This is a genomic window from Sorangium sp. So ce590 (genome assembly GCF_051521365.1).
GTDB lineage: Bacteria > Myxococcota_A > Polyangia > Polyangiales > Polyangiaceae > Sorangium.
The window spans coordinates 3,474,294-3,490,076 of the sequence record NZ_CP150346.1; the positions used below are offsets into that span (position 1 = coordinate 3,474,294).

Genomic DNA, 15,783 nt, shown 5'->3' on the forward strand with positions numbered 1-15,783 from the left:
TGGATTTCTCGAACCCGCAGGGCGCCCGTCTCGGGCTCGCTCCACGACTCCCCTCCGTCTTGCCGCGTCGCCGGTACCTCGTCACCTGAGTCCGTCCCTGGTTCCGTGGTGTAGAAGAAGTTGAACCACAGAGGCACAGAGGACACAGAGAGGAGAGGACAAAGAAACTCTGTGTCCTCTCGTGAACTACGCGGTGGCGTTCGAGATGCAGGTGCCCTGAGACGCGCCGGCAGGGCGGTTCCATCCAGATCTTCGCTGCCGAGCGCGGGCAGTCAGACGTCTGACCCCGGACGGCCAGACGTCTGGGTATCCGTTCAATCGATCGGCGGGAAGTGGTCGGGCAGCTGCCACGTGTCCGTCGTCACGCCGCCGGACTCCATGCTGGTGCCGGAGGTGACCTGCGGCATTCGCTACAAGCTGGGGCCCGTCAGGGTCGCCACGATGCGCTCGATCGACCAATAGCCTGCCATTCCGCCCATCGCATACACCAGACCGCGCCGCACCGTCGCTGGTTGCATGGGAACCCGCGCGGCAAAGAGGCTCAGCGCGACCACCAGCGCGATCACGCCGAGCTGACCGATCTCCGCGCCCACGTTGAAGAACAAGAGCGCGGTCGGCACATGCTTTTCCGGCAGCCCGATGTCGAGCAGCGACGACGCGAATCCGAGCCCGTGAAGCAGCCCAAAGGCGAACGTGACGATCCACGGGGCCCGGCTGGTAAGCGAGTCGGTCGGCCGTATGCACTCGCCGCAAATCAGTACGATCGAGAGCGCGATGGCCGCTTGGACCGGCGGGGCCGGCAACGTCAACCAGCCGAAGACGGCACAGGCCAGCGTCAGGCTGTGCGCGACCGTGAAGGCCGTGACGGCGCCGGCCAGCTTCCGGCCGCCGCGCACGAGAAGGGTGAGCGCGACGACGAAGAGAAGATGATCGAACCCGGTCAGAATGCGCTCGATGCCGAGCCACGTGTAATCGACCACGATCGGCTTCAGCGCGCGCAGCCCTGCGGAAGCGGGAATACCGTAAACCACCACGCTCGGGTTGCTGCCGGTCAACACCCGAAGAAGTCGGCTCCCACTCCGCCACTCGATCGCCACCATCACGTTGGTCTCGGTCCCCTCGATCCAAGGGAGCTCGACGGTGCCGACCAAGCCGGTTTGACCGCAGTCGAGGAATGCGCCGTCGAGCTTGCAGGGCGGGGGGAACACAGCGGGCGCCTCAAGCTTGGACGTGAGCGTGGACGAGCTCGGCTCCCAGCGTACGAGGAACCGCCCCTCGTGCCCTTCCACTTCCGTCAGCGAAAGAGACGCTGGATTGTGGTCGTGGCCATCTGCGGGGGCAGACGCCAGAAATACGGCCAGCGAGAGCGGCAGGGACCGAGCCAGCCGGGGCAGATACAGACGATTCAAGGCTTCTCCTCGAATCGGTACCGCGCGACGACGCTCTCGACGAAGTCGTCGACGGCTTGCTTCTTCCTCGCGGCGACCCAGTCGGCGGCGAGGGTCGGGCGCAATGCCTCGCGACTGGGCAGCCCCCCATCGATCCGGTTGACCCGCACGAGCAGCAGGCTGTCCTCGATCTCCAGGGCCTGCCATGTTGTGAGCGGCAAGTTGCAAATGCTCTCGGAGACCGCAGGCCCGAACTTGGCTGCGAGCTTGTCGCGGGTGAGGTTGCCGCCCACGATCGGACGACCGAGCGTCCTCGGGTCCGCGCCGTCGGCCAGCGCGAGCCGAACCTTCGACCGCTGCGTCTCTGCAGCTGGGTCGCTCTTGGGAAAAGCTACGAGCTCGAAGTTGTACCGCAGCGGTGCTTCGTATTGGCTCCGGTGAGCAGCCAACCACGCGTCCAGCTCTGCATCTGTCGGCTCCCGCGCCGCCATCTGCTGAGCCGCCCGTGCCCGCAGCCTGTCCGCCAGCAGGGTCCGCACGGCCGCATCCTGCCGGTCGAGCCCCTCCCGCAGCGCCTCACGATAGAGCGCCTCGTCCCGCTTCCACGCGTCGAGCGCCGCCATCAGCTCCGCCTCCGTCGGCGCCCGCCCCGTCTCATCGAGGAAATGCCATTCCACGTCCGCCTTCAGCCCCGGGCCGACGACGATCCTCCTCGGATCGCCAGCGATGAGCCGGTGGGCGAGGAACAACAGCGCGCCGATGAAGAGGAAATGAATGACCGGTTCTCGGAGCAACCGAGCGAAGCTCCCCATGGTTCTCCCGCTGGTCTCAGGCATGGTACCTGTGTATCGAAGGGGCCGCCTTCTCGCCGCAGTCTGCGGGGGCCGCGCTCGACGCCATCGGTGCCGTAGCCGCTTGCTGGTCGCGGCCCTGCGTGGCCGCTATCCTGGCATGAACGGGTGGGGGGCGGCTCCGCCCGAAGCCGCGCCGGTGGCGGCGCGGGGCTTCGGGCGGCTCGCTTCACGGCGACAGCGTGACGGACTCCGGATCGAGGGCAACCTCGTAGTAGCCGTGCGGATTCCAGGGAAGCGCGGCGCCGTTCTGCTTGAGCGTGCCGCCGGTGACCGTCACGCGCACGTACTTGCCCGGCGGGAAGTTGTCGGGGAGCTGCCACGTGTAGGTCGTGTCGCTCGCGGACTGCGTGTTGGAGCCATCGGCGAACGCCTTCTGGCCGCGCCAGTAGGCGCCGATGTTGACCATGCTGTCGATCCACACGTCGCCGAAATCCTTGACGTGCTGGACGTGCTCGCGGAAGGCATTGAGCGATATGGGCTGATAGGCGCCGTCGCTGCCGCCGGTGAAGCCGTGGATACAGAAGGTGCGCCACTTCTTCTGGGACCGCGCGCTCGTGACCTCCGCGTCCATCATCGCCGCGGAGGCGTTCTGCGGGGGGAGGTAGGAGGGCACCTTGAACGGATTGGTCGAGTCGTTCGGGCCGATCAGGCCGTTGGCCACGCCGCGGTTGATGAGGAAGCGCGACTGGGCGACGCTCACATACGCATCCGAGCCCATCGGAGCCGCCATGGTATACGGCGTGATGCCGAACTTGTCCTTGATGAATTTCGTCGCGATGTCCGTATCGGCGCCGCTGTCGCCGCTGTCGTGGCGATTCGTGTGGTTGCCGAGCTCGTGCCCGTCCATCAGCGCCTTCTGCCACACCGGATCGTTCGATTCGCTCCTGTTGGTCCAGAGATAGAAGGTGAACCGCACGCCGAGCGCGTTCAGCGCGTCGTAGTTCTGGATCTGGCTCGAGTTCGAGTCGTCGAGGCTGTACGTCACGGCGCCCGAGAAGCCGGCCCAGTCGATGACCTTGAGCCCGCCGACCGCGCCGGACGGCTTCGCCACGTTGTCGGGGCCGGGGGGCGTCGGAAGGCCGGAATTGACCGGCGTCCCTCCACCGCCCGATCCTCCGCCGCCCGTTGCGTCGTCGCCGCCGGTGCCGGTGCTGGTGCTGGTGCTGGTGTCGGTGCCGGTGCCGGTGCTCGCGCCGCCGGTGCCTCCGGTCGACGCCGAGGTCGTGCCGCCCGGATCGCCGGAGGTGACGCTTCCCGTCGTGCCGCTGCCGCTGCCGCTCGTCGCCGGCTGGCCGCCGCTGCCGCCGGCGCCTCCGTCACCCCCACCCCCACCGTCATCGCCGCAGCCGGTGCAGTGCAGCGCGCCTAACAACAGCATCGCACCGAGCACTGGTGACGATGATGCAGTAAAATTTCTGAGATGGCGGAATCGCGATAGGTTCGACATAGTTCGATCGTAAAGATTCCCGCAAGGCGCTCGGATGATCAAGATGCATGCGAGTTGACGCAGTGCATTGTCGCGGCGATGCCGATCGAGCACCGCTCGATCGCTCTCCCGCCCTCGGTCACAGCCGAGGATCGATGGGCTCGCTCTCCAGCGCGAGCACGCCGAACACGCACTCGTGCACGCGATGGAGCGGCTCGCCCTCCACGAAGCGGTGGAGCGCCTCCAGGCCGAGCGCGTACTCCCGGAGCGCGAGCGCGCGCTTCGAGGAGACGCTGCGGCTCCGCAGCCGCGCGAGGTGCGGCGGCATCAGGTACTCCGGGCCGTAGATGATGCGCAGGTACTCCGGCCCACGGCACTTGATCGCCGGCTGGACGAGCCCGCGCGGGCCGCGGACCACCCACTCCCACGACTTGACCACCATCCCCTCGCCGCCGCGCTCGACCCGCTCGGTCCAGAAGGCCACCCCCTGCGCCTCGCTCTGCGGGTCCGAGAGGTCGACGACGCGGTGCGGGGTCGGCACGAAGAACCCCGGATCGACCTCGCAGAGCCGCCCGAGCTGCCGCAGGTGGAAGCCGTGATCCCGCGAGGCGTGCACCGCGCCCTCGCTCGCGAGCAGGTGAAACGGGGCGAGCCGGAGATCGGCGAGCGACCGCACCGGCCAGCAGTAGCGCCGGTAGGCCGCCACGTACCCGTCCATCGCCGCCTCCCGGGCCGCGTGGCGCTCGAGCAAGGGTCGCGCGCTCTCGTCGCGCGCGGCCGCCATCGAGAGCGCCCCGACCGCGGCGCCGAGCGACGCGCGGCCCGACGCGCCCACGGCGGCGTACTGCCCGCGCAAGAGGTCCTGCGCCTTCGCGGACCAGGGGAGGAGCTCCGCGTCGAGGCAGACCCAGTCGGTGCGGAGCTCGGTCCAGAGGTCCGCCCGGTCCATCGCCGCGCGCACCCGGTCGATGAGCTCCCGGCTCCGCGCCTCGTCCGGGAAGAACGGCCTGCCCGTGCGCGTGACGCACACGCCGAGCGGCCCCTCGTCGACGCGGAACCGCCGCTGCCGCGCGGCCTCGTCGCGGCACACGACGAGCACCGCGCGCGACCCCATGTGCTTCTCCTCGCACACGACGCGGCCCACGCCGTTCTGCCGGAAGTACGCGAACGCCTCGCGCGGGTGCTCGAGCAGGCCCCCGTCCTTCGCGGTCTCGCTCGGCGACATGGTCGGCGGCAGGTAGATGAGCCACCGCGGATCCACGGCGAAGCGGCTCATCGCCTCGAGCGCCGCCGCGGCGTTCTCCTCGCGGATCGTCACCATGCCGTGCACCCGCGTCCGGATCGCGCGCCGGCCCCTCACGTCGTCGATGTCGAGCCCATCGCCGGCCTGCCCGCGCGACTCGGCCCTCGGGTCGCCACCCCCGCGCGGCGCGAGCGGCTTCTGCGGCTCGTAGTACACGCGGCGCGCCTTGACCTCGACGAGCTCGCGCTCCGGGTAGCGGAGCGCCGTGAGCGCGCCGCCGAACACGCACCCGGTGTCGATGCAGATGGTGCGGTTCTCCCACTCGGCCACGGTCGTCGGCGTGTGGCCGTAGACCACCATCGCCTTGCCGCGGTACTCCGAGGCCCAGTTGTACCGCACCGGGAGGCCGTACTCGTCGGTCTCGCCCGTGGTCTCGCCGTACAGGCAGAACTCGCGCACCGCCCCCGAGCCGCGGCCCTGGAACGCCTCCTTGACCCCCGCGTGCGCGACCGCGAGGTTGCCGTCGTCGAGCACGTAGTGGCTGACGAGCCCGTCGATGAAGTCCGCCGCCTTCGCCTTGAACTCGTCCGTCTCCACCTCGAGCTGCGCGAGCGTCAGCTCGAGGCCGTGGGTCGCCCGCACGTCGCGGCCCCGCAGCTTCTTGAGCAGCTTCACGTCGTGGTTGCCGGGCACGCAGATCGCCGCGCCCGCCTCGACCATGCCCATCGCGAGGCGCAGCACGTCGGGCGAGCGCGGCCCGCGGTCCACGAGGTCGCCGAGGAAGAGCGCGCGCCGGCCCTCGGGGTGCGACGCGCGCGGCGCGTCCGGCAGCCCCTCCAGGCGGTAGCCGAGCGCCTCGAGCAGCTCGACGAGCTCGTCGAAGCAGCCGTGGACGTCGCCGATGATGTCGAACGGCCCGTGATCGTCGCGGCGATCGGTCCACAGGCGCTGCCGCTCGATCGTGGCCGCCGCGACCTCCTCGGGCGAGGAGAGCACGTGCACGTAGCGGAAGCCCTCGCGCCGGAGCTCCCGGAGCGAGCGGCGGAGCTCGCGGCTCTGGCCCCGCACCACGTGCGGGCCGAACTGCCGGTCCGGGCGGCCGGCGTTGCGCGCGCGGCAGAGCTTCTCGGGCAGGTCGAGCACGATGGCGACCGGCAGCACGTGGTGCTCGCGCGCGAGCGCCACGAGCGGCCTGCGCGCGTCGGGCTGCACGTTTGTCGCGTCGACGACGGCGAGCCGCCCGGCCGCGAGCCGCTTGCCCGCGATGAAGCGCAGGACCTCGAACGCGTCCGCGCTGGCGGCCTGGTCGTTCTCGTCGTCGGACACGACGCCGCGGTAGTGGTCGGACGAGAGGATCTCGGTCGGCTTGAAGTGCGCCCTCGCGAACGTGCTCTTGCCGGAGCCGGACGCGCCGACGAGCACGACCAGCGAGAGCGAGGGGACGACGAGGGGCTTCGGCTCGCTCACGACGCCACCTCCGCCGTCGGTGCCGCGGCGCCGCCCGTGTCGTCCGCGCCGCCGGCGCCGCCCTCGCCGGCCGCGCGCGTGAAGATCGCCATCTGCGTCGGCGCGCCGAGCGACGGATCCATCGGGCCGATGGGCAGGTGCTCGACGGCGTAGCCGTGCGCCGCCGCGACCTCCGCGCAGAAGGTGTGAAACTCGGCGCGCGTCCACTCGAAGCGGTGGTCGCCGTGGCGGAGCGCGCCGGGCGGCAGCCCCTCGAACCGCACGTTGTACTCGGCGTTCGGCGTGGTCACGACGACGACGCGCGGCCGCGCGTGCTCGAAGACGGCGCGGGTGAGCGCGCCGAGGCGCGAGAGGTCCACGTGCTCGATGACCTCGACGAGGGTCACGGCGTCGTGGCCCGAGAAGCGCGCGTCGCGGTACGTGACCGACGCCTGGAAGAGCTGGATCCGCCGCTTCTGCTTGTCGGGGAGGTCGTCGAGGCGGAGCCGGTTCCTGGCGATCTCGAGGCTGCGCATCGAGACGTCGGCGCCGGCGACGCGCTCGAAGACGCGCTCGTCGACGAGCCGCTTCAGCAGCTTGCCCTCGCCGCAGCCGAGGTCGAGCACGCTCCTCGCCTCGGCCCGGCGGAGCGCCGCGACGACGGCCGCGCGCCGCTCCTCGTCGAGGCTCATCCGCGCCTCGGCCCTGTCCTCGGGCGCGGCCTTCTCGTCCTCGGCCTCCTCGGGGCTCGCCGCCTCGTCGGCCACGAGCCGGGCGAGCGCAGCGCGGAAGAGCGGCCGGCTATGCTTGAGGTAGCGGAGCGCGATCGCCTCGCGCTCGGGGTGCTCCGCGAGCCAGCCCTCGCCCTTGGCGAGGAGGTTGTCGACCTCGGCGTCGCCCACGTAGTAGTGCTTCTTGTCGTCGAGCACGGGCACGAGCACGTAGAGGTGCGCGAGCAGCTCCCGGAGCCGGCACGTCCTCGCGAGCGAGACGCGCAGGTAGGCGCTCTGGCCCCACTCCGGGAACGTCTCGTCGAGCGGGAGGCGCTCGGCCGCGACCTCGTAGCCGAGCGGCTCGAAGAGCCGCCGGAGCAGCGCCTCGCCGCCGCGGCACGGCAGCGCCGAGAGGGTGGCGGAGAGGGGGAGCGGCACGTCGGCGAGCTCCGGGCGGTCGCGGCACTTGCCGCCGAGCGCCGAGCCGAAGACCTGCGCGATCGCCACCGAGAGGAACGACGAGGCGACATAGGGCCGGTCGTTGACGTACTGCGCGAGCGTGCCCGGCTCGCCCGCGCCGCGCCCGCGCACGAGGTCCACGGGGTCGACGTCGAGCAGGAGCGCCGCGGTGCACCGGTCCTCGGTCGCCTCCGGATAGAACACGTGCGCCTTGCCGAACGAGAGCGCGAACGACTGCGTGTGCGCCGGGTTCTTGACGAGCAGGTAGCCGAGATCGGTCGCCGGCCTGTGCGTGGTGGTGAGCGTGAGGAGCATCGGGGGCCGCAGTCTACGTGAGCGGGGCAACTCGCGACAATCGCGGTCGCGCGGCGCTCGCCGCGCAGCGCGCGCCGCGCCGCGCCCGGGCGCGGCAGACAGGGGATCTCCCCAGCTCGGTTGGCTGAAGTCGAGTGTTCGCGGAGGAGACGGTGGTGATGTGGGCGCTCGTGGGGCGCGATGTGGGGAATCGACGCCTGTGCAGGTGCTTTGCCAGAGGTGAAATGTTCGATGAAACAGCGGCCTTCTTCGCTCGGGGGAGATCATTCCAGAGTGCTTGTCTGCCAAAATGATTTTTCTGTATGTTCGAGCGATGGCGAGCTCATGAGTTTGCATTCATGAAGATGCTACCGGTCGCGCTCTCTCGGCGCGCCGATGACGTGGAGACTCAGGATGCGATCTTTGGCTTATGGATCTGCTGTCGCGCTATCTTTCTTTGGCCTCTTCGCCGCCGCGTGCACCGCCGAGGTGCCGGGCGAGGAGGAGGTCGCGGGGGACCTCACCAGCGCCGTGGTGACGACCGACGGGCTCGGGGTCGCGGCGCTGACGAGGTCGTCCGACTGGGGCAGCGGCTACTGCGTGAACGTGAACGTCGTGAACGAGGGGATCACGCCGGTGACGTCGTGGACCGTCGTGATCGATCTCAAGCAGTCCTCGGTGACCAGCCTGTGGGGGGGCCAGTCGAGCCGGAGCGGCTCGATCCTGACGGTGACCCCGCCTTCCGGTAACGCGCCGATCCCGGTGGGCGGCTTGACCAGCTTCGGGTTCTGCGGGAACGCGACCGGGGGCGACTACCGACCGGTGATGGTGTCCATGACCCAGACCGGCGCGACCGGCTCGGGTCAGACGACCGGCTCGGGGGCCACGACCGGCGCCGGCGGCTCGGGCGCGGGCGGGGCAGGGGGGAGCGGTGGGGGCGCGACGACCGGCGCCGGCGACAGCTCCGACGGCGGCGGCACCTGCTCGATCCCGCTCCCGAGCTACGAGGACGGCGACGGATCGGCGACGTGGTACACGCTCAGCCAGGGCTCGGGCGCGGTGAACTGCAGCTTCCCGGTCCTCGGGCGCAGCCCGGACCGGATTGCGCACGTGGCGACCGGCGGAGGCCGGTATTTCGCGGCCATGAACACGGCCGACTACGACACCGCGGCCGCGTGCGGAGCGTGCGTGGAGGTGAGCCGCGACGACGGGCGGAAGGTCGTGGCGACGGTCGTCGATCAGTGCCCGATCGGCAGCAACCCGAAGTGCACGGCCGGGCACATCGATCTGAGCAAGGAGGCCTTTCAGCAGATCGGGTCGACCGAGGAGGGCTATCTCGGGACCGGTAACGGCGGGGCGAGGGGCAAGATCTCCTGGAAGTACGTCCCGTGCCCGGTCGAGGGGAACCTCTCCATCTCGCTCAAGGAGCAGAACAGCTGGTGGAACGAGTTCCGCGTGCAGGGCCATCGCAACCCGATCGAGCGGGTCGAGGTCCAGCTCGGCGGGACGTGGAGGGAGGCCACGCGGCAGTACTACAATTACTGGCGCGTCGGCAACGGCAACATGACGCCAGGGCCGTGGCGCGTGCGCGTGACCGACGTCTTCGGCGAGACGATCGAGACAACGGTCCAGGTCAGCACGGCCGAGCAGACAGCGTCCTCCCAGTTCTCGACGTGCGAGTGAGCCGGCCGCTCTCCGGTCCGCTCCAGCCCTCGCCACCGCTGCTCCGGCCTCACCCCCGAGGGGCTGTCACGGACGTGCGCGCCTGCGCGAATCCCAGATTGACGTCTTGGCCGGATCGGTGCCAGTCGCGGCGTGCCCGTCGGGGGCGACGCGTGGCGGGCTGAGCCGGTACACTCCGGCAGACGGGCACGCGAGCTCGTGGACTCGGAGGATTTATGAGCACAAGCTCTCAGCTTTCGGGCGAGAAGATCCGCGTCGACGTCGGGGGAATGCCGATCGAATGGGATGTCGACAGCGGCCAGTGTACCTGGGCCGGTGTTCCCTCGGTGTCCATGTTCGTGCCGAGCAGCGTGCTCGGGCTGATGTCCGGCTTCCAGCGGATGGCGGGGACCGAGCGCTTCAACCTCGCCGTGGAGAGCGGGGGGCGGCTCAGCATCGAGGACGACTGGACGTTCCTCTCCGGCTACCCGACATTCGAGGAGGGCTTCAGGGCGCTCGGCATCGGGGCGGCCACCGCGGGCTGGGGCCGGTGGCAGGCGGTCTCGGTGGACCGGGAGCGGAAGGAGGCGCGCTTTCGCGTGGTGAACGGGTGGGAGGCGCTCTACCAGAAGGAGCTGGATGTCTGCTGGGGGAGCAGCATGATGGCGGGCAAGCTTGCGGGATTCTGCACGAGGCTGTTCGGGCAGGAGTGCGAGGTCGAGCAAACGTCGTTCGCCGCGCGGGGCGATCTCCACGACGAGTTCACGGTGCGCCGCGCGACGATCACCCTGGAGGAGCGGCTGCAGCGCCTGCTCGACGAGGAGCTGGCGACGAAGACGGATCTGGCCATCGCGCTGCACAAGCTGAAACGCGAGGTCGAGGAGCGGGTCCGCATCGCCGAGGAGCTCCAGAAGACCGAGCAGGAGCTCCGCGAGAAGCTGTCGTTGATCGAGCGGCAGCAGCGCGAGCTGCGCGCGCTCGCCACCCCGATCCTCCAGGTGTGGGACGGCGTGCTGACGGTCCCCTTGATCGGCACGCTCGACGGCGTGAGGGCCGGGGTGATCACGGAGGAGCTGCTCGACGCGATCGTCCGGACGGGCGCCCGCTATGCGATCCTCGACATGACCGGCGTCGACGGCATCGATGAGGCGACCGCCGACCATGTGATCCGGATCGTGCGCGCGGTCGGGCTGCTCGGCGCCAAGGGGGTCATCACCGGCGTGCGCCCCGCTGTGGCGGTGCTGATGACGTCGCTCGGCCTCGACATGTCCGCCGTCGCCACGCAGCGGAACCTCCGCGAGGGGCTGCGGATGTGCATCCGGTCGCTGGCCGGCGCGACCGCTGGGGGGAGCGGCGGCAGGTAAGCCTGGGGCGGTGGAACCGCTCGGCGAGGACCGAGAACACCCTGGGGAAGGCGGTGGAACCGCTCGGCGAGGACCGAGAACACCCTGGGGAAGGCGGTGGAACCGCTCGGCGAGGACCGAGAACACCCTGGGGAAGGCGGTGGAACCGCTCGGCGAGGACCGAGAACCCCCTGGGGAGGGCGGTGGAACCGCCCCAGGAGCACCGGATCCGTGATGGGGAGGCGGTCTGATGGAGAGCTACCGGTCAGCCGGCGCCGCCCGCACCGCCCGCGCCGCCGATACCGCCCGCACCGCCCGCGCCGCCGATACCGCCCGTACCGCCCGCGCCGCCGATACCGCCCGTACCGCCCGCGCCGCCGATACCGCCCGTACCGCCCGCGCCGCCGATACCGCCCGCACCACTGGTGCCGCCCGCGCCGCCCGTGCCTGAATTGCTCAGCGGGTATCTTTCGTCGAGGCACAGCCGGCCTTGAGGCGTCACCGTGCAGACCTCGCCTTCTTCCGTGCATTGCCTCTGGCCCCGCGGGCAAGCCGTCGGTCCGAAGAAGCAAAAGCCGTTGCCGTCCAGCCCCACGAACCCGCACGAGGCGTGCGGCATCGGGCAATCGCCGTGGCTCGTGCACGCCTTGGCGCAGGCACCGGCGTCGCCGATGCCGGGATCGTCCGTCAGCGGGTAGGCGCACAGACCGCTCTCCTGCCCTCCGCAGTCCTCGTTCGCGACGTCCCCGCCGAGCGCGCACAGCCCGGCGCAAACGGCGAACGACGCGCTGAAGCGGATGCACCACCCCGCGCAGGGATCCGTGCCCTCGTCCCCGACCTTGCACGCTGAGCCCGCAGGGAGCCCGGCCGTCGGCTCGTCGACGCAAAGGTTGATCCGGGGGTCGCACACGCGGCCGGCACACTGGCTGTCCGAGCCGCAGCCAGGCATGCACACGGTCACATCCTCACCGATGCTGTCACAGCGAAGGTCCTCGCGGCCGTGGCACTTCGCCGGATCGAGCTCGTCGACGATGCTGACGAAGGGGGGGTCTCCCAGGGGGCAGCCCAGAAGACAGATGCCTTCGAGGCACACGCTGCCCTCGCCCTCACAATCGCCGTCTGCTGCGCACGACGTCGTGCAGTACCCGCCCGCCGGCCCTCCGCCGAAGAACTCGTTGCCCGATTCGGAGAGGCAAAGGCCGCGCGGGCCGCAGTCGGCGTCCACCTCGCACCGAGCGCCGAGCCCCCCATTGCCGCCGCCGTCACCGCCGTCACCGCCGCTGCCGCCGTCACCGCCGCTGCCGCCGTCACCGCCGCTGCCGCCGTCACCGCCGCTGCCGCCGGCACCGTTGCCGCCGTCTCCGCCCACGCCCGAGCTGGCGCTCCCGGAGACGGAGCTCGTGCTCGGCGAGCTCCCTCCCGAGCCGTCCTCCGCGTCGTCAGAGCAACCGAGGAGCCCTGTCGAAAAGGCGAGCGTGGCGAGAAAAACGGCCGAAAGTGTTCGCGTTTTCATCGATGTCTCCCGCGCCAGGAGGCCCTGCCCACAGCGGGCGCGCCCTCGACTGATCTCGAGACAGTAACGGAATCGGCGCTGCTCCAATATCGGCAAACGGCCTCACGCCGTCTTCCGATGTCGCCGCCGGCGGGCGACCCGATCTCGCCTCAGAGCCGCACGAGCAGCCCCAGATACCCCGCGAACGCCGGCCTTCCCGCCGTGCCGAGCCGCTCGCCGCCCAGCGTCACGACGGCGCGGGGCTCGGCGAAGATCGCGTGCGCGTCCAGCAGGAGCGCCGCGCGCTCGGTGAGGCGCAGCCCGGCGCCCCCGCCAAAGGTCGCGGCGATCGACCAGACCTCGCCCGTGGCGCTCCGGAGCGGGGGCAGGGGGTCGCCGCTGATGAACAGGTGGAATCCGCCCAGGCCGGCCGAGAGCACCGGCGAGACCGCGGTGCCCGTCTCCAGCGCCCACACCGCCTCCAGCAGCGCCATCTCCTGCCGGACCGACACCGCGCCGAGCGCGCCCTCCAGCGCCGGCCCCAGCGCCGGCCCCGCGAACGTCAGCCGCGCCGCGAGCCCCGCGGGCAGCGCGCCCCCGCCGCCGCCCGCGCCGGTCCCGTACGACAGCCGCAGCGCCGGCCCCAGCGCCGGCCCGATGCCGCCCGCGCTCAGGAGCGCCACGAGCCCGGCCTCCACGCCGACGCCCGCGAGCATCCCGGCCCGCGCCGCCGCCGGATCCGCGCCGGCCCGCCGCCGCACGGGCGCCATCCACCGCCGCACGTCGTCAGGGACGGCGACGCGCTCGCCGCCCGCCGCGCCCTCGGGCGGCGCGCGCGTCGAGAGCAGGTTGGCCTCCAGGAGGCTCGCCTGCAGGAGCTCGACGGCGCGCACGGCCATCACCGAGGGGGCCGCCGCGCCGGACACCTCCACCGTGCGCACCACGGTCTTCTGCGTCACCCGGTCGACGATCCAGAGGTCCGCCGTGGCGCCCGCGCGGGAGCGGAAGATCGCCGCGGCCGCGAACGCGCCCTCGTCCCGGGCGGCGCGCTCCAGCGCGTCGCGCGCGTCTCCCTGGCGCCCCCGCGGGACGCGCACCACCTCGAACCCCGCCGCGCCGAGCTCGGCCCGGAGCCGCGTGGCCGCCTCGCGGACCAGCGGGTCGTCCGCGTCCGCCTCGACGATCACGACCCGCGAGGCGGCCGCCGCGGCCTCCGGCGGGGGCGCCGCCTCGGCCCGCGCGGGGGCGAGCGCCGGGGCGAGCAAGAGCCAGGTCAGAAGGGGAAAGGAGCGCACTCGCCCAGGGATTTACCAGATCGCGGGCGGGGCCGGAGACGCGTCACGGCTTCACGAGATCGCGCGCCACGGGCGCGTGCGCGCCGCGCGGGTGGCGCTTCAGGTAGAGCTCCGCCACCGGGCGCGCCGCCGACCGGCCGCCGGTGCGCTCGACGGCGACCATCTTGCGGCCGAGCGCCTCGGCCGCGAACGGGCCGCCCGGCGACTCGGCGAGGTACGCGTCGTACCAGGCCACCGCCGCGCCCGGCGCGCCGCCGTCGTCGACCATGCGCCCGAGCAGGAAGGCCGCCGCCTTCCCGTGGCTCGTCCCGGGGAACCGCTTGCGCGTCGCGGTGAGCGCGCGCTGCGCGACGTCGCCCCGCCGCGCGTACCGCGCCGCGTCCGCCAGCGCGACAAGGTCGTCGAGGGGGCCGTGATCGAGCACGCCGCCCAGGCCGCGCTGCTCCGCGTCGGCCAGGACCGACCGGAAATCCCCCGCCGCCACGCGCTTCGCCCAGCTCGGCGCCGCCGCCGCGCCGTCCGGCGCCGCCGCCGAACCGTCCGGCGGAAGGCCCGCGGGCGCCCCTTCAGCCCGCGAGCCCTCCGGCCGTGCGGCCCCGGCGTCGCCTTCGTCGCCAGGTCCGGTGTTCCTCTCTCCGCCGGGCAGCGCCGCCCCGGCGGACGACGGCCCCTGCTGCGCCGGCCCCGCCGCGCTGCCGACCGTGCTGGCCGCGTCGCCGCTCGAGATCTGCACGTCGCCCTCGCGCATCCGCGCCACGAGCCGCTGTCCGGCGCGGAGCGGCAGCCCGTCGAGCGCGAGCGGCCCGCGCACGGTCACGCTCCCCTCGTGCAGATCGACGCGCAGGGTGCCGTCGCCGCGCGTCCACGACACGTCGAACGCCGTGCCGGTGACCAGCACCGCGAACGGCCCCGCCTCGACCGACCAGCGCGCCTTCGGCCGCGGCGTCACGCGCAGCGACGCCCGGCCGTCCTCGAGCAGCATGCGCGCCCCGACCGCGTCGACCTCCGCCACGCGCAGCGCGCTGCCCGGCGAGAGCGCGACCGTGGTGCCGTCCGTGAAGCGCAGCCGCGCCTCCTCGGCCGCCGCGGCGATGTAGCCGCCCGCGGCGCCGGGCGCGCCCTCGACCGCGTAGTCGAGCCGCCGCGACGGCCAGAGCGCGACGAGCGCGAGCGCGAGCGCCGCCGCGCCGGCGAGCGCGAGGCCCCACCGCGCCCGCCCCGCGTGCAGAGGCCAGAGCCCGAGGGAGCGCAGCCACGACGCGACGCGGCCCAGGTCGCCCTCGCGGCGGCGGGCGGCCCCGCGGCTCACCGCCTCCACGAAGCGGGCGCGCTCGGCGGCGTCGTGCGCCGCGTCGACGTCGGCGGGGAGGCCCTCCCGCGCGAGGTCGGCGAGCCGGCTCAACTTCTCCGCTTCATTCATCGTGCTCTCCTCCGCAGGCAAGGAGGCTCCCGGGCTGATCGAGCGCTTGCGGGGCCTTCGCGAGGTAGGCCGAGAGCGCGGGATCGCGCTGCGCGGCGGTGAGGATCCGGTGAGAGGCGCGCGCGAGGTGGCGCTTCGTCGTGGCCAGGGAGCACCCGAGCGCGCCGGCGATCTCGGTGAGCTCGAGCCCCTCGATGAACCGCAGGACGAAGAGCGTCCGCGACCGGTCGTCCACCTGGTCGAGGATGCCGTAGAGCCGCGTGAGCGCCGCGCGCCCCTGCGGATCCTGCTGCGCGCCGCCGACGTCCGGGAGCTCGCCCGAGGGCGACAGCTGGAGCCAGCGGCGCAGGCGCCGGCGCCGCAGCTCGGCGCGCGCGACGCGCACCGCGATGCCGATGATGAAGCTCGAGAGCAGCGACGGATCCCGCAGGTCCTTCGCCACGCGGAAGAAGCGCAGGAACGTGTCCTGCACGTGATCGTCGACCTCGTCGCCCGGCCCGAGGGTGCGCGTCAGGATCCGGCGCACGAGGGGCGCGAACCGCTGCCACACGACCGGCGCGGCGCCCGGGTGTCCCTGCGCCGCGGCGCGCGCCAGCGCCACGTCGTCGGTCGCGGACAGCGGCAGCGCCTGCACGCTCCCCCTTTGCGTGGAGGGCGCGACCGCTGTCAAGGGCGGGACGGTCGAGCGGCGCGTTCGGATCACGCCCAGCAGTGCTCCCCGGGGGGGCTCCGCGGCTCAAGATTCGGC

General features: G+C 72.2%; 11 protein-coding genes. 2 read left to right on the forward strand and 9 right to left on the reverse strand.

Annotated features, from left to right (window positions below; translation table 11 throughout):
• Positions 1–410: 410 nt before the first annotated feature.
• From WMF28_RS13265 to WMF28_RS13285, 5 genes are all read right to left on the reverse strand, one after another.
• Entirely contained in the window at positions 411–1,409 is a 999-nt protein-coding gene (locus tag WMF28_RS13265; RefSeq protein WP_437602558.1) for a HupE/UreJ family protein, read from the reverse strand.
• A complete protein-coding gene (locus WMF28_RS13270; RefSeq protein WP_437602559.1) occupies positions 1,406–2,182 on the reverse strand; it encodes a hypothetical protein in 777 nt (258 codons plus the stop codon). Before WMF28_RS13270 ends, WMF28_RS13265 begins: the two co-directional genes overlap by 4 nt.
• A 226-nt stretch (positions 2,183–2,408) precedes the next feature.
• The gene (locus WMF28_RS13275; protein ID WP_437602560.1) at positions 2,409–3,689 is read right to left on the reverse strand and encodes a polysaccharide deacetylase family protein; all 1,281 of its coding nucleotides are present in this window, start codon (positions 3,687–3,689) and stop codon (positions 2,409–2,411) included.
• Positions 3,690–3,807: 118 nt separating this feature from the next.
• Positions 3,808–6,378 carry a polynucleotide kinase-phosphatase gene (locus WMF28_RS13280; protein WP_437602561.1) on the reverse strand — a complete coding sequence of 857 codons (2,571 nt, stop codon included), beginning with the start codon at positions 6,376–6,378 and terminating at the stop codon, positions 3,808–3,810.
• Complete coding sequence (locus WMF28_RS13285; protein WP_437602562.1) at positions 6,375–7,844, reverse strand: 3' terminal RNA ribose 2'-O-methyltransferase Hen1; 1,470 nt, start codon at positions 7,842–7,844, stop codon at positions 6,375–6,377. The genes WMF28_RS13280 and WMF28_RS13285 overlap by 4 nt, the downstream gene beginning before the upstream one ends.
• Positions 7,845–8,237: 393 nt before the next feature.
• Here WMF28_RS13285 and WMF28_RS13290 point away from each other — a divergent pair, with 393 nt between their 5' ends.
• Positions 8,238–9,506, forward strand: coding sequence for an expansin EXLX1 family cellulose-binding protein (locus WMF28_RS13290; RefSeq protein WP_437602563.1), 1,269 nt, complete (start codon positions 8,238–8,240; stop codon positions 9,504–9,506).
• Positions 9,507–9,721: 215 nt separating this feature from the next.
• Positions 9,722–10,849: an STAS domain-containing protein gene (locus tag WMF28_RS13295; RefSeq protein ID WP_437602564.1), complete on the forward strand. Its 1,128-nt coding sequence runs from the start codon at positions 9,722–9,724 to the stop codon at positions 10,847–10,849.
• 244 nt (positions 10,850–11,093) lie between these two features.
• On the opposite strand, the gene WMF28_RS13300 is transcribed toward WMF28_RS13295, so the two are convergent.
• The 4 genes from WMF28_RS13300 to WMF28_RS13315 form a co-directional block, all read right to left on the reverse strand.
• Positions 11,094–12,341, reverse strand: coding sequence for a hypothetical protein (locus tag WMF28_RS13300; protein ID WP_437602565.1), 1,248 nt, complete (start codon positions 12,339–12,341; stop codon positions 11,094–11,096).
• A 149-nt stretch (positions 12,342–12,490) separates the two neighbouring features.
• Positions 12,491–13,615, reverse strand: a complete 1,125-nt coding sequence (locus WMF28_RS13305; RefSeq protein ID WP_437602566.1) for a hypothetical protein — start codon at positions 13,613–13,615, stop codon at positions 12,491–12,493.
• A gap of 43 nt (positions 13,616–13,658) precedes the next feature.
• A complete protein-coding gene (locus WMF28_RS13310) occupies positions 13,659–15,035 on the reverse strand; it encodes a FecR domain-containing protein (RefSeq protein ID WP_437602567.1) in 1,377 nt (458 codons plus the stop codon).
• Positions 15,028–15,738 (reverse strand): RNA polymerase sigma factor, encoded by a 711-nt coding sequence (locus tag WMF28_RS13315; RefSeq protein WP_437602568.1) that lies wholly within the window; start codon positions 15,736–15,738, stop codon positions 15,028–15,030. Before WMF28_RS13315 ends, WMF28_RS13310 begins: the two co-directional genes overlap by 8 nt.
• Between the last annotated feature and the right edge of the window lie 45 nt (positions 15,739–15,783).